This window comes from Thioclava nitratireducens, assembly GCF_001940525.2.
Lineage (GTDB): Bacteria > Pseudomonadota > Alphaproteobacteria > Rhodobacterales > Rhodobacteraceae > Thioclava > Thioclava nitratireducens.
The window spans coordinates 1,183,956-1,208,261 of record NZ_CP019437.1 but is presented as its reverse complement, the minus strand read 5'-3'; the positions used below and the strand labels follow the sequence as shown (position 1 = coordinate 1,208,261).

The 24,306-nt window shown below is 65.4% G+C and carries 17 protein-coding genes; 9 read left to right on the top strand and 8 right to left on the bottom strand.

Annotated elements, in window-relative coordinates; all coding sequences use genetic code 11:
- The first annotated feature begins 71 nt into the window (after window positions 1-71).
- Window positions 72-767, top strand: a complete 696-nt coding sequence (locus tag BMG03_RS05985) for a response regulator (protein WP_075776322.1) — start codon at window positions 72-74, stop codon at window positions 765-767.
- Window positions 740-2,077: a HAMP domain-containing histidine kinase gene (locus BMG03_RS05980; protein ID WP_075776323.1), complete on the top strand. Its 1,338-nt coding sequence runs from the start codon at window positions 740-742 to the stop codon at window positions 2,075-2,077. Before BMG03_RS05985 ends, BMG03_RS05980 begins: the two co-directional genes overlap by 28 nt.
- 9 nt (window positions 2,078-2,086) lie before the next feature.
- Here BMG03_RS05980 and ligD read toward each other — a convergent pair whose 3' ends face one another.
- Window positions 2,087-4,495 carry a DNA ligase D gene (gene ligD, locus BMG03_RS05975; RefSeq protein ID WP_075776324.1) on the bottom strand — a complete coding sequence of 803 codons (2,409 nt, stop codon included), beginning with the start codon at window positions 4,493-4,495 and terminating at the stop codon, window positions 2,087-2,089.
- On the bottom strand, window positions 4,495-5,412 hold the full coding sequence (gene ku / locus BMG03_RS05970) for a non-homologous end joining protein Ku (protein ID WP_075776325.1): 918 nt from the start codon (window positions 5,410-5,412) through the stop codon (window positions 4,495-4,497). Before ku ends, ligD begins: the two co-directional genes overlap by 1 nt.
- 367 nt (window positions 5,413-5,779) lie before the next feature.
- Here ku and BMG03_RS05965 point away from each other — a divergent pair, with 367 nt between their 5' ends.
- The gene (locus BMG03_RS05965) at window positions 5,780-6,640 is read left to right on the top strand and encodes an NAD(P)-dependent oxidoreductase (protein ID WP_075776326.1); all 861 of its coding nucleotides are present in this window, start codon (window positions 5,780-5,782) and stop codon (window positions 6,638-6,640) included.
- A 7-nt stretch (window positions 6,641-6,647) separates the two neighbouring features.
- Here the strand turns inward: BMG03_RS05965 and BMG03_RS05960 are convergent, their stop codons facing one another.
- Window positions 6,648-8,537 carry an FAD-dependent monooxygenase gene (locus tag BMG03_RS05960; protein ID WP_075776327.1) on the bottom strand — a complete coding sequence of 630 codons (1,890 nt, stop codon included), beginning with the start codon at window positions 8,535-8,537 and terminating at the stop codon, window positions 6,648-6,650.
- 109 nt (window positions 8,538-8,646) lie between these two features.
- Between BMG03_RS05960 and BMG03_RS05955 the strand changes: the two genes are divergently transcribed.
- Entirely contained in the window at window positions 8,647-9,078 is a 432-nt protein-coding gene (locus BMG03_RS05955; protein ID WP_075776328.1) for a MarR family winged helix-turn-helix transcriptional regulator, read from the top strand.
- A gap of 51 nt (window positions 9,079-9,129) precedes the next feature.
- Here the strand turns inward: BMG03_RS05955 and BMG03_RS05950 are convergent, their stop codons facing one another.
- From BMG03_RS05950 to BMG03_RS05940, 3 genes are all read right to left on the bottom strand, one after another.
- The gene (locus BMG03_RS05950) at window positions 9,130-11,394 is read right to left on the bottom strand and encodes a xanthine dehydrogenase family protein molybdopterin-binding subunit (protein WP_075776329.1); all 2,265 of its coding nucleotides are present in this window, start codon (window positions 11,392-11,394) and stop codon (window positions 9,130-9,132) included.
- Window positions 11,391-11,864 (bottom strand): (2Fe-2S)-binding protein, encoded by a 474-nt coding sequence (locus tag BMG03_RS05945; RefSeq protein WP_075776330.1) that lies wholly within the window; start codon window positions 11,862-11,864, stop codon window positions 11,391-11,393. The genes BMG03_RS05950 and BMG03_RS05945 overlap by 4 nt, the downstream gene beginning before the upstream one ends.
- A gap of 238 nt (window positions 11,865-12,102) precedes the next feature.
- Window positions 12,103-12,642, bottom strand: a complete 540-nt coding sequence (locus BMG03_RS05940) for a YcbK family protein (RefSeq protein WP_075776331.1) — start codon at window positions 12,640-12,642, stop codon at window positions 12,103-12,105.
- A gap of 527 nt (window positions 12,643-13,169) precedes the next feature.
- Here BMG03_RS05940 and BMG03_RS05935 point away from each other — a divergent pair.
- A complete protein-coding gene (locus BMG03_RS05935) occupies window positions 13,170-13,637 on the top strand; it encodes a nucleoside deaminase (RefSeq protein WP_075776332.1) in 468 nt (155 codons plus the stop codon).
- 80 nt (window positions 13,638-13,717) lie between these two features.
- On the opposite strand, the gene BMG03_RS05930 is transcribed toward BMG03_RS05935, so the two are convergent.
- A complete protein-coding gene (locus tag BMG03_RS05930) occupies window positions 13,718-15,232 on the bottom strand; it encodes a catalase (protein ID WP_075776333.1) in 1,515 nt (504 codons plus the stop codon).
- Between the two features lie 245 nt (window positions 15,233-15,477).
- Here BMG03_RS05930 and glgX point away from each other — a divergent pair, with 245 nt between their 5' ends.
- The 4 genes from glgX to BMG03_RS05910 all read left to right on the top strand — a co-directional run bounded on the left by glgX (window position 15,478) and on the right by BMG03_RS05910 (window position 22,886).
- Window positions 15,478-17,553 carry a glycogen debranching protein GlgX gene (glgX, locus tag BMG03_RS05925; RefSeq protein ID WP_075776334.1) on the top strand — a complete coding sequence of 692 codons (2,076 nt, stop codon included), beginning with the start codon at window positions 15,478-15,480 and terminating at the stop codon, window positions 17,551-17,553.
- Window positions 17,550-19,277 (top strand): malto-oligosyltrehalose trehalohydrolase, encoded by a 1,728-nt coding sequence (gene treZ / locus BMG03_RS05920; protein ID WP_244271000.1) that lies wholly within the window; start codon window positions 17,550-17,552, stop codon window positions 19,275-19,277. The genes glgX and treZ overlap by 4 nt, the downstream gene beginning before the upstream one ends.
- Window positions 19,277-21,553, top strand: coding sequence for a malto-oligosyltrehalose synthase (gene treY, locus BMG03_RS05915; RefSeq protein WP_077701136.1), 2,277 nt, complete (start codon window positions 19,277-19,279; stop codon window positions 21,551-21,553). Before treZ ends, treY begins: the two co-directional genes overlap by 1 nt.
- Before the next feature lie 220 nt (window positions 21,554-21,773).
- Complete coding sequence (locus tag BMG03_RS05910) at window positions 21,774-22,886, top strand: sugar phosphate nucleotidyltransferase (protein ID WP_075776335.1); 1,113 nt, start codon at window positions 21,774-21,776, stop codon at window positions 22,884-22,886.
- 149 nt (window positions 22,887-23,035) lie between these two features.
- On the opposite strand, the gene BMG03_RS05905 is transcribed toward BMG03_RS05910, so the two are convergent.
- Window positions 23,036-24,292, bottom strand: a complete 1,257-nt coding sequence (locus tag BMG03_RS05905; protein WP_075776336.1) for a Dyp-type peroxidase — start codon at window positions 24,290-24,292, stop codon at window positions 23,036-23,038.
- Window positions 24,293-24,306 lie beyond the last annotated feature (14 nt).

Here is a 24,306-nt window from a genome sequence, read left to right as displayed (position 1 = left end):
TGGCCGGATCGCGGGCGAAGCTTAAGTCAGTCTTAAGATTCGTGCGCTGTATCCGCCGCGAAGGAGAAAAGATGCGCATACTCGTCGTCGAAGATGACAGCATATTGGCGGATGGCCTGCGGGTGGGGCTCGGCATGGCCGGGTTCACAGCCGATGTCGTCTCCTGCCTCGAGGACGCGCGCGCAGCACTCGCAGGGGCGGAGTACCGCGCGCTCGTGCTGGACCTGATGCTGCCCGATGGCTCCGGGCTCGAACTGCTGCGCGAATTGCGCGCAGGCCGCGCCGGGCTGCCGGTGTTGCTTCTGACCGCGCGCGATCAGGTCGAGGACCGGGTCGCGGGGTTGGACGCAGGCGCTGATGACTATCTCGGCAAGCCTTTCGACCTGGACGAGCTGGCTGCGAGGCTGCGCGCCCTGTCGCGCCGGTCGGACGGGCGAGCGGCAGCGCAGATCGCCCATGCCGGGCTGGAGCTCGACCCCGGCACCCGTAGCGCGGCCTTCAACGGCCAACCGCTGAAACTCTCGCGCCGCGAATTCGCAGTGTTGCAGGCGCTGGCCGAACGCCCCGGACGGGTGCTTGCGAAATCGGATCTCGAAGACCGGCTCTACGGCTGGGACGAAGAGGTCGAGAGCAACGCCGTCGAAGTTCATATCCACCATCTGCGCGCGAAGCTCGGGCGCGATTTCATCGAAACCCTGCGCGGCATCGGCTACCGGCTGCGCCCAGAGGAGACCTCGCCATCTCGCTCCGCCTCCGCCTCTTCCTGATCCTCACCGGCGCGACGCTGGCCGTCTGGCTTTCGGCGGTGCTCTGGATCGAGAATTCCACCCGCGCCGAGGTGACGCGCGTGCTCGACGCGCGTCTGGTGGAGGCAGCGCGCATGGTCTCGTCTCTGGTCTCGAAAAACCAGATCGCGCTGAACCGTGACGATCCGGCGCAGATCACCCTCTCGCATGACGAGAGCTACGAGCATCAGCAATTTTGCCAGATCTGGTCTTTCACCCAAGGGCTCGTCGGACGCTCGAACGGGGCGCCGAGCGCGCAGCTGGTGCCCGCCGATGCAACGGGCTTTCGCGATGTGACGCGCGACGGCAAGGCGCTGCGGGTCTACACGATCATCGACCCCGATCTGGGCGGGCAGGTCACGGTGGGCGACAGTCTCGCGATGCGCAACCGGCTGGTGCGCGACGTGATCGAAGGGTTCCTGTGGCCCGCACTGGTGATCCTGCCGGTGATGTGGGGATTGATCTGGCTTGCGATCTCGCGCGGGTTGGCACCGCTAGACCGCTTCGCCAGCGATCTGGACGCGCGGCCCAGCGAGGATCTGCGCGCGTTGCCCGGCACTGCCCAGCAACCGCGCGAGATCCGCCCGCTCGCCGGAGCGCTCGACGACCTTCTGGCACGTCTGGCCGCCGCGCGCGGGCGCGAGCGCGAGTTCATCGCCTACGCCGCGCATGAGATGAAAACGCCGCTCGCCGGGCTGAAGACGCAGGCCCATATCGCGCGCCATGCGCCCGATACCGACACCCGGGAACACGCCCTTGCCGCAATCTCGACCTCCGTCGACCGGACCGACCGGATGGTGCGGCAACTTCTCGACCTGGCGCAGGTGGATAGCCGCGAGACGCGGGCGACCCCGGTCGAACTGACCGGGCTGCTGCGGCAGGTGCTGGGCGATCTGGCGGGGCTTGCGACGCGGCGGGGGGTGACACTGGAACTCGACAGCGCTCTGGACGCCCCGAGCGTCGGCAGCGATCCGCTGCTCCTGTCCCTCGCCCTGCGCAACCTGATCGAGAACGCGGTGCAGGCGAGCCCGGACGGAGCAGCGATCAAGGCGCGTGTGACCGGGTCCGACGACGCGCTTTTGATCGACATCCATGATGGCGGGCCCGGCCTGCCGCCGGAGATCGCGCAGCAGGCGGGACAGAAATTCGTCAAGGGCAAGGGTGCCGATGCGAATGGCTCTGGCCTAGGCCTCGCGATCGCGCGCGATGCGTTGGCGCGTCTGGGGGCCACGCTGCGCTACGAGATGCGCGACGACGGGCATCACACGCTGCTCGACCTGCCCACCGCGTGAGGGAGGCAGTCACTCCGAGGCGTCGAGCATATCTTTGAGCTTGTCGACCCGACCCTGGCTAATCGAGACGGCATCGGGAAACGCGATCTCTGCATCACGCTCCAGCGCCGCGCCCAGATCGAAGGCGTTGGCCTTGCGGACTTTCTTCAGCTCGTCCCACGAGACCGGCATCGCGACCGGCGCACCGGGCCGTGCGCGCAGCGAATAGGGCGCGATCGCTGTCGCTCCCTCGCCGTTGCGCAGCCAGTCGACGAAAATTCGCCCCTTCCGCTTCGACTTCGACATTTCGGCGGTATAGCGTTTGGGCGACCGCGCGACGAGAAGATGCGAGAAGACCCGCGCAAAAAGCCTGACCGTGTCCCATCCGGCACTGCGCCGGAGCGGCACCGTCACGTGGATACCCTTGCCGCCGGACAAGAGCGGCCAGCTCGGCATGTCCAACTCGGCCAGCAGATCGCGGATCTCGAAGGCCGCATCTTTGACCCCGGCGAAATCCAATCCCTCGTCGGGGTCGAGGTCGAAGACCAGCCGGTCGGGCCGCTCCAGCCGATCGACGCGGCTGCCCCAGATGTGGAACTCTATCGTGCCCATCTGCGCGGCCGCGACCAGCCCCTCCGCTGTGCGGATCATCATGTACTGCGCGGTCTTGCCGTCACTCTCGGTGATCTCGACATTCGCGATCCCGTCGGGAAAGCCCCGGCCCGCGTGTTTCTGGAAGAAGCGCTCGCCGCCCAGACCTTCGGGCAGCCGGAGCAGCGACACCGGATGCTCGGCAAGATGCGGCAGGATGCGATCGGCCATCGCCTCGTAATAACGCGCGACATCGAGCTTGGTATAGCCGGCGCCCTCGAATACCACCCGCTCGGGCGAGGAAATCCCGATCCCCGCGCCGTTCGGGCGCTCCTCGGAAGGCGCGTCGTTATCCAGCCGTACCGTGCGCGCGGGCTTGTCCTCGCGCAGCCCGAGGAAGACCGCATGCCGCAACCGGTCGCCCCCGGTGCGCTCGGCATAGCGAATCTCGGCTACCAGTTCGGGAGTGATCCAGTGCATGCCCTTGGCCTCCGATGCCTCGACATCAGCGGGCGCGGTCTTGCGGGCGAGCGGTTTCATCGCCTTGGCCAACGCCTCCGCCTGATCCTCGTCGAAGCCGGTGCCGACCTTGCCGATATAGCGCCAGCCGTCGCCCTCGGCGGTCCCCAGCGCGAGCGAGGCGAAGGGCCGGCCACGCTTGTCGCTTTCCTGCCAGCCGAGAATGACGAACTCGTCGCGGCGCTCGCATTTGACCTTCATCCACGATTTGGAGCGGGTCCCGCGATATGGTGCGTCGATGCGCTTTGCGATCAGTCCCTCGCCGCCCGCTTTGCAGATCGTCTCGAAGGCACCCTCGGGGTCTTTGGAGATCACCGGGGAGAGCTGCGCAGGCCCCAGCGCGGGGAGCGGCTTCATCACCTCCTCCAGCACTTCGCGGCGTTCGGAGAGCGGCGCCTTGCGCAGGTCCTCGCCGTCGCGCGACAGGATATCGAATCCGTAGAAGCGGAACGGCCCGCCTGCCGTGATCGCCTTTTGCAATTCCGAGAACCCGTCGAGACCTGCGCCTGCGACGATCTCGCCGTCGATCAGGGCGCTGTCGCAATCGGTCTCAGCCAAGGCGGGCAGCAGGCCTTCGAAGCGATCCGTCCAATCGTTGCCGTTGCGTGTGAAGACACGCGGGCCGCCGTCTCCAAGCGCGATCAGTGCCCGGTAGCCGTCGAATTTCAGCTCGTGCCACCACCCCTCGCCCGCGACCATCTTGTCCGACAGGGTCGCCAGCTGCGGCTTGGCGAAGCCAGGGCGTTTGCCGCCTTGCGTCTCGACGGGCGGCTTGTCGGCGGCGATCTCGCGCATCGTGCGCTGGCTGATAACGGAGCGGCGATAGCGCGCCACTGGATCGCGCGCGCCGCTGGCCGCGTCCTCCGCCTTCGTCAGCAGCCAGTTCTCGCGCTTGCCTTCGGTTTTCATGCGGATCAGGTGCCACTCGCCTGTCAGTCGCGCGCCATGCAGGCGCAGGTGCAGATGCCCTTTCTTGAGCGCCTTGCCGACCGGGATCAGCGGCTGCCAATGCCCCAGATCCCACAGCATCACCGTGCCCGCGCCATAGTTGTCCTTCGGGATCGTCCCCTCGAAGGTGAGATAGTCGAGCGGGTGATCCTCGGTCCGCACCGCGAGCCGCTTTTCACCCGGATCGAAAGACGGTCCCTTGGTGATCGCCCAGGACAGCAGCACGCCCTCCCATTCGAGGCGCAGATCGAAATGGGTGCGCGTCGCGTCGTGTTTCTGGATCGAATAGCGCGGCGCGAGATGGCCCGAGGCGGTGCCGCCATCGGGCTCTGGCGTCTGCGCGAAGTCGCGCATCTCGAGATAACGATCGAGGCTTCCCATCACGCCGACTTCTTGGTTGAGGACTTCGCGCCGGAGGATTTGCTGGATTTCGACCCGGATGACTTCGCGCCGGAGGTTTTCGATGACGATTTGCGACCCGTCGATTTGCCCCCGGATTTGTCGCTGCCATCGGCCTTGAGGCTGTCCTGCAGCGCCGACATCAGGTCGACCACGTTATCGCCGCCTCTGCTGCTGTCATCCTCGCCCGCCTTGGCGCGGGGCGTCTTCTTCGACTTGCGTTTGCGGTCGATCAGATCGCGCAAAGCCGCGTCGTAGTGATCGGTGAAGGCGGAGGCGTCGAAGCTGTCGGTCTTGCGGTCGATCAACTGAGTGGCGACCTCCAGAAGCTCTTTGTCCGCAGGTTCGTCCTCGATGTCGGAGAACAGCGGGTCGGCTTCGCGGATCTCGTCGGCATAATGCAGAGTCTCCAGCAGGATGCCGTCGCCGCAGGGCCGCAGCGCGCAGAGATATTCCTTGCCGCGCATCACCAGTTGGCCAAGCCCCACCTTCTTCGATTGCCGCAGCGCATCGCGCACCACCCGGTAGGCATCCTGCGCCAGATCGTCGGTCGGCACGACGTAATAGGGCCGGTCGTAATAAAGCGGTGGGATTTCGGACGCGTCGACGAATTGCACAAGCTCAAGCGTCTTCTTTGTTTCCAGCTTGATCGCGTCGATCTCTTCGGGCTCCAGCAGCAGATATTCATCGTCGCCGAGCTCGTAGCCCTTGAGAATCTCGTCGGCGTCGATGGGCCCGATGCCGGGGACGGTCTTCTCATAATGGACACGCTTGCCCGAAGGCCCATGGATTTGCCGGAACGACAGTCGCGCGCCGGATTTGGTCGCGGAGTGGATTTCGACGGGGATGCTGACCAGCGACAGTCTGAGCTGGCCTTTCCAGATCGCGCGTGAGGCCATGAGCGGCTCCTTTGGCTTGACCTTGGGAGAACGCCCGCTGCCGCGCGGGGTTCCGCGCCGGGCTCGGGCGCTTGATGCATCTTCCGCATAGACCCGCGCAATGTCGAGCGTCGCCTCCATTTTTACCCTTATCAAAGCCGACACACGAGAAATCGGAGAACCGGCGAGCGGCACGGTGGCCGCCGGAGCAATCGGTCATGGAACACAGGCCGGAGAACGAGCGTTCGCCCCCCTGTCGGATTTATCTCCATACCGATGGAAGCGCCTTTGGCCCCCTTGCGGTCACCAGCATGTGCCTGCCGCTCTCGGAACCTTGCGAAGGCGCCTCGCATTCGGTCAGCAACAGCATCACGAACAGGAGCAGAGCATGGCGAAAATCGCATTTCTTGGCATGGGAGCGATGGGCTCGCGGATGGCGCGAACCCTTCTGGATGCGGGCCACGATCTTGTCGTCTGGAACCGGACGCCGGAGCGCTGCGACCCGCTGATCGAGGCCGGAGCCACCGGCGCGGAAACCCCGCGCGATGCCGCCGCAGCCGCCGAGTTCACGATCTCGATGCTGCGCGACACCGATGTCTCGCGCGAGGTCTGGTGCGACCCGGACACGGGCGCTTTCGCAGGTCTTCCGGAAAGTTCCGTCGCAATCGAAAGCTCGACCATTACGCCCGAAGGTGCGGCAGAGCTGGGCGAATTCGCCCGCGAGCGCGGGCTGACCTTTCTGGAAGCGCCGGTATCGGGCACGCTACCGCAGGCCGAGAACGGCGCGCTGGTCTATTTCCTCGGCGGTGAGGCCGAGACCGCCAAACGCGTGCATGACGTGCTCGAGCCGCTCGCCAAGGCACAGCATCATGTCGGCACGTGGGGCATGGGCGCGCGAATGAAGCTCGCGACGAACGCCATGCTGGGCGTTCAGGTCGCGGCCTGGGCCGAGATCATTCCGATGCTGGAGCGCGGCGGCATGGATATCGATCTTGCGCTGGAGGCGCTCTCCTCCACCCCGATCTGGACGCCGAACGCGCCCTATATCACCGGCACGATGCAGCGCTCGGATTTCACCCCGCAATTCCCGGTCGACCTGATCTCGAAGGATTTCCGCTATGCCATCGCCGAGGGCGGAGAAGCGCGGATGCCGATGACCGAAGCCGCCAAACGTCTCTTCGCGCGGGCGAGCGAGGCCGGCCATGGCGATGAGAACATGACCGGCGTCGTGCAGGTGAACCGCGACTGACGCGCCCTCAGCCAGCCGATTGCGGGATCAGGATGCGGTCGAAGAAATCCGCGACCGCGTCCACCGCATCGAGCGGCAGAACCTGCGCGACATATTGATCGGGGCGCAGCACCAGCAAGGCGCCCTGCACCCGGTCGATGCCGCGCAGATCGAAGATGTCGGGGCCGGTGACGGCGGGGCAGAAGACCTTCTCGTAATCGACCAGCCCGTAGCGCCCCTTCTTGGGCCGCAGGAGCGCGGGCAGCGCCTCGATCAGCATCTCGCGGTGGGGCGTCTGGAAGACTGCGCGAACGTCGATGACGCTGTCGATATCCGCGCCCTCCGGCGTGAAGCGGTGAAGCAGTCCCTCCGGCCCGTCGAGCCAGTCGCATAGCTGCGCGATCGCCCCGCCTGTCTCGCCACTGTCGCCTTCCGGCGCGAAGGCCAGAAGCCGCCAGCGTCCATCCGCCTTGAATGCATGGCCCAGCTGCATCGGCTTCGCATCCGCCAAGCGCACCACCGGCGCAGAGTGGAACCGCTTGCCCACGACCTGCCCGGCAGCGAGTGCCTGATGCGCTGTGTCGCCGATCAGAAGCCCCGACGCGTATTGCGTCTCGACCCCTGCGGTATAGCGCCCGTGCTTCTGGAAATAGGCCTGAAACTGCGCCTCATCGTCCTTGGTCTGCGGCTTCGCGCTGAACAGCCGCGCCATGTCTCGGTCGAAATCGATGAGCTCCTGCGCCTTGGCCTGCCGCTCCTCCGAATAGGTCCGGAGAAGGCCTGGCCGCGCCTGGCCGCGCAGCACGGCCGCCAGTTTCCAGCCGAGGTTGAACGTATCGGCCATCGAGACATTCATCCCCTGCCCGGCCTTCGGGCTGTGGGTGTGACAGGCGTCGCCCGCGATGAAGATGCGCGGCTCGGTCGCGCCGTCGCCGTCTCTGTCGCTGTCGCTATCGTCGAACCCGTCGCAGACACGCTGGCCGATCTCATAGGCCGACCACCATGCGACCTCCTTCACCTCCAACGTATAGGGAGCGAGGATGGCCTGCGCCTTTTCGATCAGCATCTCGGCACTGACATTGCGATCTGCGGCACGCTCGTCGCCATGCAGCGCGTCGAGCTCGATATAGAGCCGCACCAGATAGCCGCCCTCGCGGGGGATGATCAGGATGCTGCCCTCGGTGGATGACTGGATCGCCGCCTTGAGCCGGATATCGGGGAAATCGGTGACCGGCAGCACATCCATCACGCCCCAAAGCTGGCGCGCGGATTCGCCGTGCAATTCGCGCCCGATGGATTTGCGCACCGTGCTGTGCGCGCCGTCGCAGCCGACGACATAGCGCGCGCGGATCGTCTCGGTCCCGCCCGGCGCATCAAGGCAGTCGAATGTAGCGACGAGCGGATAATCGGGATCGTCGGTGCGGGTGAGCATGGTCAGCGCGCGGTCGTAATCCGGGGTCAGACGGCGTGCGCCGTTGCGCATCGTCTCGAGGTAGAAATCATGGACCCGCGCCTGATTGAGGATGACATGCGGCATCTCGGAGAGATCGTCGGCCACGTCCTGAATCCGGTCGGCCCGTTGCAGCCCGTCGCCTTGCGCGCCGGGCCGCCAGAAGGCGACCTCGTTCACCCAATAGCCCTCTTTCATCACCTTTTCGGCGAAGCCGAAAGCCTCGAACATCTCGACCGAGCGGCAGGCGATGCCATCCGCCTGCCCGACTTCGAGCGGGCCGGGTTTGCGCTCGGTGATGCGCACGGAAATCTCGGGGAAGGCTGCAAGCTGCGCCGCAAGCGTCAGCCCTGCCGGGCCGCAGCCGACAATCAGAACGTCGACCGTGTCGAGCTTCTCACCCGCCTGCGGATGACGCGGCGCGATGGCCGGATCGCCGGGGTTGAACCCGTTCAGATGAAACTGCATAGCTCGCCCTTCCAATTGATATGCATACTTACCATTAGCGGAAGGACTGGCGCCGCGTCAATATAGTAAGTACACTTACATAAATCGCGGAAGAACCGGAGCGCAGCTTATGCCGAACGAATTCGAGACCATGCCCGGCCACCTTATCCGGCGGCTGAACCAACGCTCGACGGCGGTGTTTCAGAAACGGATCAAGGACGCCCCGCTGGAGCTGACCTCTGTGCAATTCGCGGCGCTCGATGCCCTGTCGCGCGAACCGGGGATGGATCAGGCGCAGCTGGCGGCGCGCATTGCCTATGACCGCGCGACGATCGGGGACGTGGTGAAACGGCTGGTGCAAAAGGGGCTCGTCGAGCGAACCGTCAGCGAGACGGATCGGCGCGCGCGCAGCTTGCATCTGACGCCCGAGGGCACAACTGCACTGGACGGCGCGCGGCCCGTAGTGACGCGGCTGCAGGCGGAGATTCTGGAAGGGTTGAGCGAGGAAGAGGCCGCGCAGTTCATCGTGCTCGCCCGCAAGGCGGTCGCCCCGCAGGACTGAAAAGGGAGGCGGATCGCGCCGCCTCCCCCAAATCTTTCCGTCCGGACGGGCTCAGCCCTTCTTCAGGTCGAGCTTGTCCATCGGCATCGAACGCACGCGCTGCCCGATCAGCACCGAGACCGCGTTCGCGATCGCCGGCGGCACGGCGGGCAGCGGCGGCTCGCCCACGCCCCCCATCTTCGCGCCACTCTCGATCACCTTCGCATGGATGCGCGGCGCCCGCGCGCCCCCGAGGATCGGGTAGTAGTCGAAGTTGCGCGCCGTCGGCTTGCCATCCTTGTAGACGACCTCTTCGATCAACGCCTCCGAGGTGCCGAGGGTCGCAGCACCCATGATCTGCGCCTTGATGATCGATGGATTCACGATGCTGCCCGGGTCGAGCACGTCCCAGACGTCATGCACCACGATCTTGCCGTCCTGGATCGAGACTTCGGCAATCGCCGCAGCCTCGCTGCCGAAGGGCGAGGCCATCGCGACACCGCGGGCGCGGCGGGTGCCGTCGTCGGCATCGAAGGGACCACGCTTCCAGCCGCCCGACAGATCGCCGACCGCTTTCAGCAGATTTGTCAGACGCTCGTTCCCTTCGAGCAGCTTCATGCGCAGCTCATAGGGGTCCTGCCCGCCCGCATCGGCCATCTCGTCGAGGAAAGCCTCGTAGAAGAAGTCGTTCATCGAATGGCCGACCGAGCGCCAATAGGCGAGCGAGGTCGGGTTCTCGACATAGTTCTGCGCAATGCGGCGGTTCGGGATCGCGTAGCTCTTGCCGGTCAGCCCTTCGACGGCCATCGCATCGACCTTGTCGGGGTTATGGCCGTTCAGCGCCTCGGTCGGGCCTTCGCAGGCGGAGATCGCCTCCAGCGCCACCGGCATGCCGTTCTTATCCAGCGCGCCACGGAAACGCACCGCCGCCATCGGGCGTAGCGGGTCGCGCAGGAATTCCTGCTCGCGCGTCCAGATCACCTTGATCGGCTTGCCGACCTCCTTCGCAAGCTGGACCGCCTGCGGGAAGGGGTTGGCCGACGGGTACAGGAAGTGCCGCCCGAAGAAACCACCCAGCATCGGCGAGTTGACCTTCACCTGCTCGGGCTTGATCCCCGCCGCATCGGCGATCTGGGTCTGGAACTGCTCGGGCGCCTGGTTGGGCAGCCAGATGTCGAGCGTGCCATCCTCGTTGAACCGCGCCAGCGTCGAGGCTGGTTCGATCTGGGCGTGGTGCAGATACTGGCTCTGGTAGGTCGCATCGACCGTCTTCGCTGCCCCGTCGAAGCCCGACTTGATGTCGCCTTCGCTCTCGGCCTCGGTGCCGTCGCCCTTGGTGTTGGCCAGTTGCTTGGCGAACTCCTCGGTCGAGAAATCGGCGGGCATGTAGCGGATTTTGGACTTCTCCTCCTCGCTCGGCTCCTGCCAGTCGACCTTGGCGGCTTCGACCGCCGTTTTCGCGTCCCAGAAGCGCTCGGCCACGACAGCCACCGCGCCGTCGAGCTTATGCACCGACATGACGCCGGCCATGCCCTTCACCTCGTCGAGGTTGCTGATATCGCCGGGTTTCAGCCCCAGACGCGGTGCGTGCTGGACGGCTGCGTGGAGCATGCCGTCGACCTTGGCATCCATCGCATACATCGCCTTGCCGGTCGATTTCTCGTAGACGTCGACGCGCTTCACAGGCTCGCCGATCCACTTGAAGTCTTTCGGGTCTTTCAGGGTCACGGAATCCGGGCTGGGCACTTCCTGGTCGAGCGCATCGCCCGCCAGCTCGCCGTAGCCCACCGACTTGCCGGAGCCCTTGTGGACCACCTTGCCTGGCTCGGTCGACAGTTCGGACACCGGCGCGTCGAGCTTCTTCGCCGCCGCTTCCAGCATCATCTGCCGGGCAGCCGCGCCCAGCTTGCGCATCGTGTCGTAGCTGGTGCGCACCGACATCGAGCCGCCGGTGATCCGCATCTTGCCGTAGACCACGAGGTAATCGCTGCCTGCGGGTGCGTTCTCGACGATGAAGCTGTCGGGGGCGACGTCCATTTCCTCGCCCACGATCTGTGCCATCGCGGTGAAGACGCCCTGCCCGCCTTCGTTGAAGGGGCTCAACAGACGGACCTTGCCGTCCTTGCGCAGCTCGAGGAAGGCCGGGACGTTGGCGCCGGGCGGCATCTCCTGCGCGGCAGCCGCAGCCTTGTTGGGCACGACGCTCAGGCCGAAGCCCAGCACGAGCGAGCCCGCGGTGATACCGGCCGAAGCCAGCAGGAAACGGCGACGCGAGACGTTCTCGGGCGCGCCGGTCGGGTAGCCGGGATCGGAAATCTTGGGATCGTGGTCGTTCATTGCGCATCCCCCGCTTTCGCTGCATCGGTACCGGCAATCGAGGCGATCGTATCGTTGATCGCGTTGTAGGTGCCGCAGCGGCACAGGTTGGTCATAGCTGCCGTGATGTCATCTTCGGTGGGCTTGTCGTTCGACTTCAGCAGCGAGGTCGCCGCCATCACCTGACCCGATTGGCAATAGCCGCATTGCGGCACTTCCTTGTCGACCCACGCCTCAACGACACGCTTGCCGACGGGGTCGTTCTCGATCTCTTCGATGGTGGTGACTTCACTGTCGCCCACCGCGCTGACCGGCAGCACGCAGCTGCGCTGCACGGTCCCGTCGAGCAGCACCGAACAGGCGCCGCATTGCGCGATCCCGCAGCCGAATTTCGTGCCGGTCATGCCCAGCTCATCGCGGATCACCCATAGGAGCGGGGTATCCGGGCCGGACTGCACGTCGACGGACTTGCCGTTGATCTTCAATTTCATGAGTTCCTCCTCGCCGTTTTATCGGTGAGCGCCCGCGCGGCGCTTGTTGGCCGACCTTCACGTAGGGCGCACACGGCGCGAGGCACTAAATTTTCGTGAAAACTTCGCGAGCAGAGGGAACCGTCTCGGGTGTCGAGGCGTCAGCGCGGCGCGACGCCCTGCCCTCGTTCCGGTTTAGTGAAGGCAGGGACACAGCGCACCGCGCCGATGCCGTTCGAGACGCGCGTGGCGCTTGCGCTCAGCCGCGCCAGGTGCGGACGGGTCCGCAATCGACATGCACGAAATGCTCGCTCGGATAGTAGCCGACACCGCCGCCACGGATACGCAGGGCCACCTTGTGCAGCATGCTGGTCGAGACATGCGGGTGCGTGATGTCGAGCGCCTCGCCGCGCATATGGAAGCTGTGCGTCGCGCCATGCACCAGCCGGTTCGTCTTGGGCGTGCGATAGCCCGACACCAGCATCAGCGGCGTGCTCTGCTCGAGGAGCTTCTGCATGTTGTAGGCGATGTTGATCGTGCGGTTGTCGATCTTCACCTCCTTCTCCTGACGCCAGTCGCGGGCGATCCGATAAAACTCGCGCATCGCCTGCTCGTCATATTGCCCCTTCGAGAAATAGACCGCGTCGAAATTCTCGTTGGTATGGGGGTTGTGGAAGCTCAGGCGACGCTCGTCCGTCTGACCTGCTGCCTGTGCCGGGGTGACGATGTAGGGGGTTGCAAGTACGCCCGCCGCGCCCAGGAGAAACTCGCGTCGAGCCAGACCCGTTGCCTTTGCCATGATAGATGTCCCTTCAAATTCGTATCGAAGGGCGCAAATTCGAAATTTCGGGACGGAACAAAAGGGCGGGCCCGGGTTCCATCGATGGAACCGGCAGCCAAATGCCGAGTTGTCAGCGACGACTTGCCGACAGATGCCTTTGCCTCAAGGTCATCTGAACGGTTGTGATCTCTTGAAACCCGCTCAGCCCTTGCAGGTCACGATGGCAAGAGGGAGCGCGAGGGCAGCCTCACACGGGGGAGAGGCCGGATTTCCGCTTCCGGACACGTCACCGCACCTGAAAGCTCCACCCGATTCGCCCCGTGGAGGCTTGGACCCCACGAACACGCAGCAGCTTCGCGGTGCGCCTTTCGGTCACCTGTAAGTCCTGCCTAACGCCGAATGTCGACATGGGTTCCGGAAAAAATCGGCATGCGTGTGGGATTGGTCGCACTCGCGCGCGGGGAACAGCGCGCAGCTGCGGGCGTTCGTCCCTGCGCGCCATCCCTGCCCGCCTCTCATTCTCAGACCGCCGAAAGGACCGACCCATGCCCGAGCAACCGACCCCGACCGAACGCGAGGCGATGGCCCGTTTGATCGCCAAGGCCAAAGAAGCCGCACAAGAACCGGGCAAGGCGGGGATCGCCGCCGCGATCCTGCGCGACGGGGAGATCATCGCCGAAGGCGAGAACGAGGTGCATCTCGACTGCGATCCGACCCGCCATGCCGAGATCGTCGCGATTGCGAAGGCGACACGCGCGCAGAACGACCCGTCGCTCGATGGCTGCGTGTTGCTCACCACCCTGCAGCCCTGCGAAATGTGCCTCTCGGCAGCGCGCTTCGCCGGGATCACGCGGATCATTTTCGGCGCGCAGAAGGAAAACGTCGCCGAAAAATATTTCGTCTTCCCCGACCTGACACTGTCGGAATTCCGCACTGCGGGCGGGGCTTTCGAGGCGATCGGCGGCGTGCTGGAAGAAGACGTCGTCGCGCTCTATGCCGACGGCGAGGAATGATGCCTCCTGCAGACAGTGAGCGTGACAGCAAAAAGGCGGGGCCGACCCCCCGCCTTTTCCCGTTCTCGTAGACGACCGGCTCAGCCGCTGATGCTCTTGGCCGAGGCCATGCCCGGCGCTTTCGATTCACCGCCCAGCTTGTCGCGGACCGCTTTCTCGATCCGAGCGCCAATGTCACCATCGACGTTACGCCAGTACTCAAACGCCCGCTGCAGCACCTTCTCGCTGACGCCATCGCAGAGGTGTCCGGTGACGTTGGTCACGAAACGCTCGCGCGCCGCATCATCCATCACCTCGCGCACCAACGCGCCCGCCTGGCTCCAGTCGTCGTCATCCTCGCGCTGTCTGTAGGCCTCGCGCACCATCTCGCCATCGGCATACCAGAGGCCGGCCTCGGCCTGCTGCGGATGCGCCTCCGGACCGCCGTAGGAATTCGGGAAATAGACCGGGTCTTCCGACTTGTTCACCCGCATCTCGCCGTCCTTGGTATAGGCGTTGACCTCGCTTTGCGGCTTGTTCACCGGGATCTGCTTGTAGTTCACCCCGAGCCGCGCGCGATGCGCATCGGCATAGGAGAAGCCCCGCGCCAGAAGCATCTTGTCGGGCGAGAGACCGACGCCGGGCACCATGTTGTTGGGCTCGAAGGCCGCCTGCTCGATCTCGGTGTGGAAATCGGTGGGATTGCGGTCGAGAACCATCTTGCCGACCTCGATCAGCGGGTAGTCTTCGTGCGGCCAGATCTTGGTCAGGTCGAAGGGGTTGATGCGATAGGTCTTGGCATCCTCGAAGGGCATGATCTGGAAATACAGCGTCCAGCTCGGATGGTTGCCTTCGGCGATCGCGTTGAACAGGTCGCGGCGGTGAAAGTCGCTATCGGCGCCAGCCATCTGATCGGCTTCGTCCTGCGTGAAATGGGCGTTGCCGTCGCCTTGGTCGGTCTTGAAGTGGAACTTCACCCAGAACATCTTGCCGGCTTCGTTGACGAGCGAATAGGTGTGGCTCGAATAGCCGTTCATCTCGCGCCAGGTGCGCGGGATGCCGCGATCGCCCATCAGATAGGTCACCTGATGCGCGCTTTCGGGCGAGAGGGTCCAGAAATCCCACTGCATGTCGTGATCGCGCAACCCGTTATCTGCGCGGCGCTTCTGGCTTCGGATGAAGCTCTGGAACTTCAGCGGGTCGCGCACGAAGAAGATCGGGGTGTTGTTGCCCACCATGTCGAAATTGCCGTCCTCGGTATACATCTTCACCGAGAAGCCGCGCGGGTCGCGCCATGTGTCGGGGCTGCCGCGCTCGCCAGCCACTGTGGAAAAGCGCGCGACGATGTCGGTCTTCGCACCCGGCTGAAACACTTTCGCCTTGGTGTATTTCGAGACGTCGCCCGTGACCTCGAAATAACCGAACGCGCCCGAGCCCTTGGCGTGCGGCTGACGCTCCGGAATACGTTCGCGGTTAAAATTCGCCATCTGTTCGATGAGGTAGTGATCGTTCAGAACGATCGGACCGTCGGAACCGACCGTGAGCGAATGTTCGAGACTTTGGACGGGGGCGCCCCCGTCTGTGGTGGCGGGGCGTCCGCGCTTGTCGTTCGTCATGTCGGAACCTCTGATATTGGAGAATAATGGTTCCGAAACGCGGGGGGTATGGCGGAGTTCCTTGAAGTTTCCCCGACAGAATTCACGGCTACGGCATATGACGCAGCCCGGCTGGGCACGATCGCCAGCTCGATCGCCTCCGGTTTTTGCGTGTCACGCTCAGGAACCGATTACATTGCGGCGCATTGGTCCCGTTGGCGCGTCGCCGTTTCTTCCGCATATTTCTTCCGCATATGGAGCCCTCAATGACCCCGAGTTCGCTGCGTTTCGATCCGTTTGCGGGGCGACCCGATACTCTTGGCGCGCGCGTCACGGGAGACGGCGTGAATTTCGCGATTTTTTCCGGAGAGGCCGAGAAGGTGGAGCTCTGCCTTTTCGACGACGAGGGCAAAGAGGAATTGACGCGGCTGGAAATGCCGCAGCAGGAGGGCGGGATCTGGTTCGGGCATCTGCCCGGCGCGCAGGAAGGCCTCGCCTATGGCTACCGCGTGCATGGGCCGTTTGCCCCCGAGGACGGCCTGCGCTTCAATCCCAACAAGCTGCTGCTCGATCCCTACGCGATGGCGATGCGCGGCTATCTGAAATGGGACGACGCGCTCTTTGGCTATCCCGTCGGAGGCTCTGACCTCGAACAGGACACACGCGATTCCGCGCCCTTCATGCCGAAGGCGATCGTGGCCGATCCGCAATTCGACTGGGATCAGGATCAGGTGCTCCATCGCCCGTGGTCGGAGACCGTGATCTACGAGGCTCATGTCAAAGGCATGACGATGCGCCATCCGGGTGTGGTGCAGGCCGATCGCGGGACGTTCCGGGCGTTGGCCTCGCCGCCGATCATCGACCACCTGCTGAAGCTCGGCGTGACGACGATCGAGCTGCTGCCGATCCACGCCATCGTGCAGGACCGACATCTGGTCGAGAACGGCCTGTCGAATTACTGGGGCTACAATTCCATCGGTTTCTTCGCCCCCAATCGCAGCTATCTGCCGGGCGAGGACGTGCACGAGGTACGCGCCGCGGTAAAGCGCTTCCACGAGGCCGGGATCGAGGTGATCCTTGACGTCGTCTATAACCACACCGCCGAGGGCAACGAGCTTGGCCCGATGCTCAGCTTCAAGGGCATCGACAACCGCAGCTACTACCTCCTCTCGCCGGAAAACCGCCGCCACGGCTTCGACACCACCGGCACCGGCAACACGCTCAACGTGGCCCATCCGATGGTGCTTCGCCTCGTCATGGACAGCCTGCGCTACTGGGTTGAGGCGGTGCATGTCGACGGCTTCCGCTTCGATCTTGCGTCCACCTTGGGGCGCGAGCCGGACGGCTTCGAACGTGAAGGAGCGTTCTTCAACGCGATCCGACAGGACCCGGTACTCTCTGGCGTGAAGCTGATCGCCGAGCCATGGGACGTGGGCGAAGGCGGCTATCAGGTGGGCGGCTTCCCCTGGCCCTTCCGCGAATGGAACGACAAGTTCCGAGACGACACCCGCGCCTTCTGGCGGCGCGACCCCGGCATGGTGCCGAAGCTTGCCGACCGGCTGATGGGCTCGCCCGTGCAGTTCGACCACACACACCGGCCCGCCACCTCGTCGATCAATTTCCTCGCCGCCCATGACGGGTTCACGCTCTGGGATACGCTGAGCTACAACCACAAGCACAACGAAGCCAATGGCGAGGACAATCGCGACGGCCACGACCACAACCTGTCCGACAATATGGGCGTCGAAGGCCCGACCGACGACCCCGAGATCGACGCCGCCCGCCTGCGCCGAGCACGCGCGATGCTGGGTACGCTGATGGCCAGCCACGGCGTACCGATGATCCTCGCGGGCGACGAGATGGGCCAGAGCCAGAACGGCAATAACAACGCCTATTGTCAGGATAACGAGACGACCTGGATCGACTGGGAGGGCGCGCGGGTCGATCTGCGCGACAGCGTCAGCGCGATGATCGCGTTCCGGCAGGACTGGCGCTATCACCTCGCCCCGCCCGCCTTCGCTCCCAACGTCGCGACCCCGGTCAGCGACTGGTGGCATCCCTCCGGGCGTCAGATGAAGGACGACGACTGGCAGGATGGCGGTCTGTGCTGCGTGGGGCTGCGGCACCGGCTGGAGGGCTATCCGGAGTTGCTGATCGTCGCCAATGCGGGCGACGCCTGCGAGTTCACGCTGCCCGGCAAAGGCTGGCACCATATCCTCGACACGACGCGGGACAATCCGCGCTGCGACGAAGCTGGGGAGGAGAAAATGAATCTGCCTTGGCAATCGCTGCACGCGTTCTGTCGCGCCGAGGAGGCATCGCCCGACGAGGCGACTTCGTGAGAGAGGCGAGCGATCCCCTGCACCTGCGCTGGGGCGCGCATCCCGGAACAGGCGGGTCGTGGGACTTCGCCATCGGGGCCCCTGCGGCAGAGCGCGCAGAACTGATGCTGGACGGGACCGCGCATGACATGGCACCGGTCGGAAACGGCGGCTGGCAGGCCTCGATCCCGGCGCGCGACGGCCTATCCTACACGTTCCGCCTCGACGGCACCGACTACCCCGACCCCGCCGCGCGACTCCAGCAAGGCGATGTTCACGGGCCCTCGCTGACCCACGACCCGGAGGCCTTCGACTGGGGCGCCCCGTGGCACGGGCGCCCATGGGACGAGGCGGTGATCCTCGAAATTCATATCGGCACCTTCACCCCCGAAGGCACCTTTGCCGCCGCTGCGGAACGCCTGCCCGAACTGGCCGACCTCGGCATCACGGGCATCGAGATCATGCCGGTGTCGCACTTCCACGGCGCGTATGGCTGGGGCTATGACGGGGTGCTCCTGCGCGCCCCGCATCCCGCCTATGGCTCGCCCGATGAGATGCGGGCGTTCATACGCGCAGCCCAAAGCAACGGGATCGTGGTAATCCTCGACTTGGTGCTGAACCACTTCGGCCCGTTCGGAAATTACCTCCATTCTTACGCGCCCGAAGCCTTCGGAGGGGAAGCTACGCCTTGGGGAGATGCGATCGACTTCACCCGGCCCGAACTGCGCGCGCTGCTGCGCGACATGGCGACGGGATGGATCGACGAATACCGCCTCGACGGGCTGCGGCTCGATGCAGTCCATGCGATCCGGGATCCGTCCGAGCCGCATTTCCTGTTTGAGCTTCTGCAAACGATCCGCGCGAAGGAGCGCGAACGCCCGATCCACCTGATCCTCGAGGACGAGCGCAACCTCCCCGATCTGCGCGAGGCCGGTTACGATGCGCAATGGAACGACGATTGGCATAATGCGCTGCATGTCGCGCTGACCGGCGAGACGCAGGGCTACTACAAGGCCCATGCCGCTGACCCGTTCGGTGATCTGGCACGCGCAATGACGCTGGGCCAGGTCGAGGAAGGTCAGACGCGGGCCGACGGGACGAAAGCTCGTGGCGCGCCCGCTGCTCATCTGCCTTGGTCCGCATTCGTGAATGCCAACCTCACCCATGACCAGGCAGGCAACCGCCCCAAGGGCGAACGCCTCCTGAGCCTGATCGGCGACAAGGCGGGTGCGGTGAGCCATGCGCTGATACTGCTGATGCCCTTCACGCCGATGCTGTTCATGGGCGAGGAGGTCGGCTCCACAGCGCCCTTCCCCTTCTTCGCAGACCCGCCGAAACACGCCGTCGCCGCGCTGCGCGAAGGCCGAACGAAAGAGCTGCAAGGCCTCGGCTATGACACGAGCGCGATGATCGACCCCGCCTCTCCTGACACGCCGCGCCTGTGCTATCCTTACGGTGACACCAGGCGGCGCACGCGGGAGTGGTTGCGGCTGACGCGCGAACTTCTGAGCCTGCGCCGGAGGCATCTGCTGCCGCTTCTGCGCAGTGGCAAGCGCGGGCCCGGCGAGGTCACGCGCCACGGACTGAAAGCCTTCCATGCGCGCTGGCCATTCGGCGCCGGGACGCTCGACATTCTGGTTAGCCTCGGCGCGCCCGCATCCAACGCCGCGCGCCGGGACACCGCGCTGTTTTCCATGGGCGACCCGCGTCGGGACGCCTTCGCCATTGATGTGAGGATTGATTGATGCCGTCCGAGGAGCCCGCCGCCACTCATCCGATGATCGCCACCTACCGGCTGCAACTGCGAAACGGCATAGATTTCGCGACGGCGAAATCCTTTCTGCCCTATCTCGCAGACCTGGGCGTGAGCCACCTCTACCTCTCGCCGATCTTCACCGCGACGGAAGGCTCCACCCACGGCTACGACGTCGCCAACCCGCAGGAGATCGACCCGGTCCTCGGCGGCGAGGCAGGGTTTCGCGACCTGTCGGAGGCTGCGCAGGCGCGGGGGCTGGGCGTCGTGCTCGACCTGGTGCCGAACCACACGGCACTCTCGCTCGACAATCCGTGGATACGCGATGCGATGCGCCACGGCCCCGACAGCGCATATGCTGAATACTTCGCGATCGACTGGTCCCAGAAGCTGATCCTGCCCTTCCTGCCCGAGCCGCTCGACGACATGCTGGCGGCAGGCAAGCTGCGGCTTACCGAGGATCACGGCGGCGCGGTGGAATGGGAGGGCGGATGGCTCCCGCTCGCCCCCGGGACGGCAACGCTGGGCGACGTGGCCTCCGTGCTGACGCACCAGCATTGGCAGCTGCGCGACTGGACGCGCGAACGCGGCGCGCTCTCGCATAGGCGCTTCTTCAATGTCACCGGTCTGATCGGGATGCGCGTCGAAGACCCCGCCGTCTTCGACGCGATGACCGAATTGCCGGCGCGGCTGGTGCGCGAGGGGCTCGCCCACGGGCTGCGGATCGACCATATCGACGGGCTCGCCGATCCCTTCACCTATCTCGAACGGCTGCGCCGGACTGTGGGCGACGCAGTGCCGATCTGGGTGGAGAAAATCCTGACCGGCGACGAGGCGATGCCCGCCGAATGGCAGACCGATGGCACCACGGGTTACGAGGCGGGGCGCCAGATTTGCCGCGTGCTCACCGCGCCCGATGGGTTCGAACGGCTCGACACGCTTTGGCGCGATCGCACCGGTGGCTGCGACGATTACGAGACGCTGTGCCGGGAAGCCCGCGCGCAGGTGATCCCCGAGGACCTCGCCGCCGAACTGCACCAACTGATCGACCTCGCGCAGGCGGCGCTCGCGGTGGACCTCCTCGACCCGCCCGACGCCGAGACGCTGCGCGACGCGATGCTGGCGTTGCTGATCCACTTCCCGCGCTATCGGACCTATATCACCGCGCCGCCCGCCTCGTCCGAGGATCGCGCGGTGATCGAAAGGACCGTGGCAGCGGCCGCGGAGACTCTGCCGCAGCGCGAGGCGCTCGATCTGCTCGCGGGGCTTCTGTTGGGCGGCACGGATAAGGCGAGCCGCAAGTTTCGCATACGCTTCCAGCAGGTCACGGGTGCGGTGGTGGCGAAGGCGCAGGAGGACACCGCCTTTTTCCGGCACACGCGCTACCTCGCCGCGAACGAAGTGGGCGCGGAGCCGGATATGCCGGTTCTGGACGCCGAAGGGCTCAATGACTGGTTTGCGAGTGCGCAGGGACAACGCTTCGGCGGCCTGACACTCACCTCCAGCCATGACACGAAACGGGGCGAGGATACGCGGATGCGCGTCGCGGCGATCTCGCATCGTCCCGAGACTTTCGCCGCTTTGTTCGATGTCGCGATGCAGGCGGCCGCACCTGCAGCCCCCGGCTTCGTCTGGTACGCCACGCAGAGCCTCTCGGGAATCTGGGACGACCCCGCCCCCGGACCGGAGCTGTCCGAACGCCTTACAGAGCACCTCCGAAAGGCACTGCGCGAAGGCGGAGAGATCACGCGCTGGTCCTTCCCCGACATCGAGGCCGAAGAAACCGCCTTGGACGCCGCCCGCCGGATTTGCGCGGCGTGGGAGGCGCAGCCCCCAGCAGAACTCGCGCGTCTGATCGCGACGGGGAAACGCTTGTCGCTGCTGCAACTGGCGCTCAAGATGATGCTTCCGGGCATGCCCGACATCTATCAGCGCGGGGAGCGGGCGCTCTACGAATTGACCGACCCCGACAACCGCCGTCCCTTCGCCCTGCCGGAGACGCTGACGCCTTTCGAGCGGAGCAAGTCAGAGGCCACCCGCCAGCTGCTGAGTTTACGCAGAGCGGCGGCGGAGGTGTTCCGCTCGGGCGCAGCCGAAGCCTCGGAGCGCAATGGGGTCTTCACGCTCACCCGTCGCTCGGACGGGCGCGAGATCACGCTCCGATTCTGCCGCGACCTCACCGACCTTCGTGACGGCGTGCTGTTCGAGATTTCCGATTCGAGCGCTGCGGACGCCTCTGGGACCCTCCGCTTTCCGCCACCCGGCTGACCGACCGGCGGGATCGATCCGACCGGCTTTTGACACATCGCGCGAGACCTCCCCCTAGACTCAAAGGGTTATCGGGCACCGCTCGAAATAGTAAAAAAACTTGCGCGAAAATCTTACCGCGAAGCGGCGGAAAACCGGGAACCGCGGCCCCGATTTGTGGCTTTTATTCATGAAAAGCGTTAAACTTTTGAATGTCGCAGCGTCACGGGGAGGAGCTCTGATGCTGACTCAAAAACGGCCCAATTTATTGAACGGTTGTCTTCCAGTGGTCTTGGCCGGCGGGCGCGGGAAGCGTCTCTACGAGCTGACCGAGAACATGTGCAAGCCTGCCCTGCCCTTTGGCGCTGGCGGCCTGCGACTGGTGGATTTCACCCTTGCCTCGTTGCACGCCGCAGGGTTCACGCGCGCCATCATCGCCACCCAGTACCGGCCCGCGCCGTTGATCCGGCACCTGCACGCCCGATGGGCGGACAGCTTCCCCGACGGGCTGCTGATCCGCGACGCGACGCGGCTTTCGCGCGGCGGCTATCGCGGCACGGCCCATGCGCTTCTCGCCAATCTGAACCTACTGGAGCGCGAAGGCGTTAACGACATTCTGGTGATGCCTGCCGATCAGATTTGCGACATCGATCTGCGTCCGTTCATCCAGCGCCACCGCCTGAGCGATGCGCCCGCGACACTGGTCGCCGCGACCCTCGCGTCTTCGGACGCGGAGCATCACTCGGTGCTTGAGGTCGCGCAAGATGGCCATGTCAGCGCGCTCACCCACCGCCCGAGTTCGCCTGCCGAGATCGACGGCAGTTCAGGGCGAAGCCTGGTCGCCACCGGCATTTACCTGTTCAAGACCGCGTGGCTCCGCGAGGAATTGCCGAAACTGGCGCTGGGACGTTTCGACATTTCGATCGGGGCCGATCTGCTGGAAATCGCACTGCGCGAGAAGGCCCTGCAAGCCTACCGCCTGCCACGCGGCGACAACGGCCGCGAAGCCTATTGGCGAGATATCGACACGCTCGACGATTATCGCTCCGCGCTTCTCGATTTCGCGGCACCGCAGGGAACCACGACGCGCGGCAGTCCGCCGCTGAGCTGCCTGCATCTCGATGTGCCTCCGGGCGTCATCGGGGTCGGTCGGCGCTCTGCGCTGACGGCGAAAGGATCGGTGTCGCCTGACTGCCACTTGACCGATACGCTGCTGGCGCCCGATGTCTCGCTGCCGGCGGGAACGATCGTGGAAGGGATCGGACGCAGCAACATGCGCTGGTTCCGACGCAGCGGCGACACCAACCTGATCACGCAGGCAATGGTCGACCGCTCGATCGCGCGGCTACACTGAGAGCTGATAGCGACCAAACGGATCTTCGGAATGGGCCGACGCGATCTGCTCGGGCAATCCGGGTTGGGCGGAGACCCCGATACAGACCCAACTGCACACCGCCGCGACGACGGCGCGCAAAGGAGTCACCGCCGGATCGCCTCCGGGGCTTAGACCCCAGCGAAAAGCGGCGCGCCGATATAGGAGCCTTTCTGCGCTGCGGGCGGCACCCAGAACAGCCCTGATCCGGTGTGGGAAATGTATTCGTTCAGCAGATCCGACGCGCCGAGCCGCCGTTGCAACGCCTCGAAATGCGCAGGATCGTTCTGGTAGCTGATGAAGAACAGCCCCGCATCGAGCCGCCCGACCGCGTTCAGACCGCCGGTGAAGTTGTAGCCGCGCCGCAGGATGCGGATGCCTTCATTGGTCTCATGCGCCGCGAGCCGGATATGCGCATGCCTCGGGATTACCGGCTCGCCTTGCGCGTTCTTCGCCTTGAAGTCAGGCGTGTCGAATTCATCCGTGCCAGTCAGCGGCGCGCCTGTGAGCTTGTGCCGCCCGAAGACATCGTTCTGGTGGCTGACCTGCGCGTTGTCCCAGTTCTCGATATGCATCTCGATCCGGCGCATCACCTGATAGGTGCCGCCATGCTGCCATTCGGGCCCGTCATTGGCCCAGACATGCTGCGCGAGTTGCTCGGGCGTGGTGATGTTGCGGGTGCCGTCGCGATAGCCAAAGAGATTGCGCGGCGTCTCCTGCCCTGCCCCGGCCGAGGCGCGCCCGAAGCCGAGTTGTGTCCAGCGCACCGTCGCGGCGCCAGTGCGTTTCGCGATCCGCGCGAGAATGCGCACCGCGTGATAGGCGACCTGCGGATCGTCGGCGCATGCCTGCAGCGAGAGATCGCCGCCGCTGATCTCGGGACGCAGCGCGTCCGAGGGCAGATCGGCGAGCGGCCGCAGATGCGGCGGGGCCTTCGCCGCCAGCCCCATCTCCGTGGAGAAGACGCGCGGACCAAGACCCACCGTCACCGTCAGCCCCGCCGGGCCAAGACCGAGCGCCTCGCCGGTCTCGAGCGCGGTCGCCGCGGCGCGGTCGGGCTCGACCGGGCCGACCGGCTGCCCTTCCATCATCAGCCCGATCGAGGCCGACCAGCGCGCGAGCAGCACTTGCAGCGCGCGCGGATCGGTCCCGGTCAGGTCGAAGGCCATGGCCATCAGATGCTGCTGCGGCGGCGTGGAGATCCCGGCCTGCGGCCCGGTCCCGTAAAAGGCGTAGCGCCTCTGGTCCGGGTCGGGCATGGCGTCGGGCGCGACCTTGCCGGTCTCCGCCGCCTGCCCCGCCGTGGCGAAGGTGCCGCCAAGCGCTGCCGCGCCCAGAAACAGCCCACGCCGTGACAGTCCTGCCGGTTTATCGTCTTGCCCGCGCATCATGGCCTCCTTCG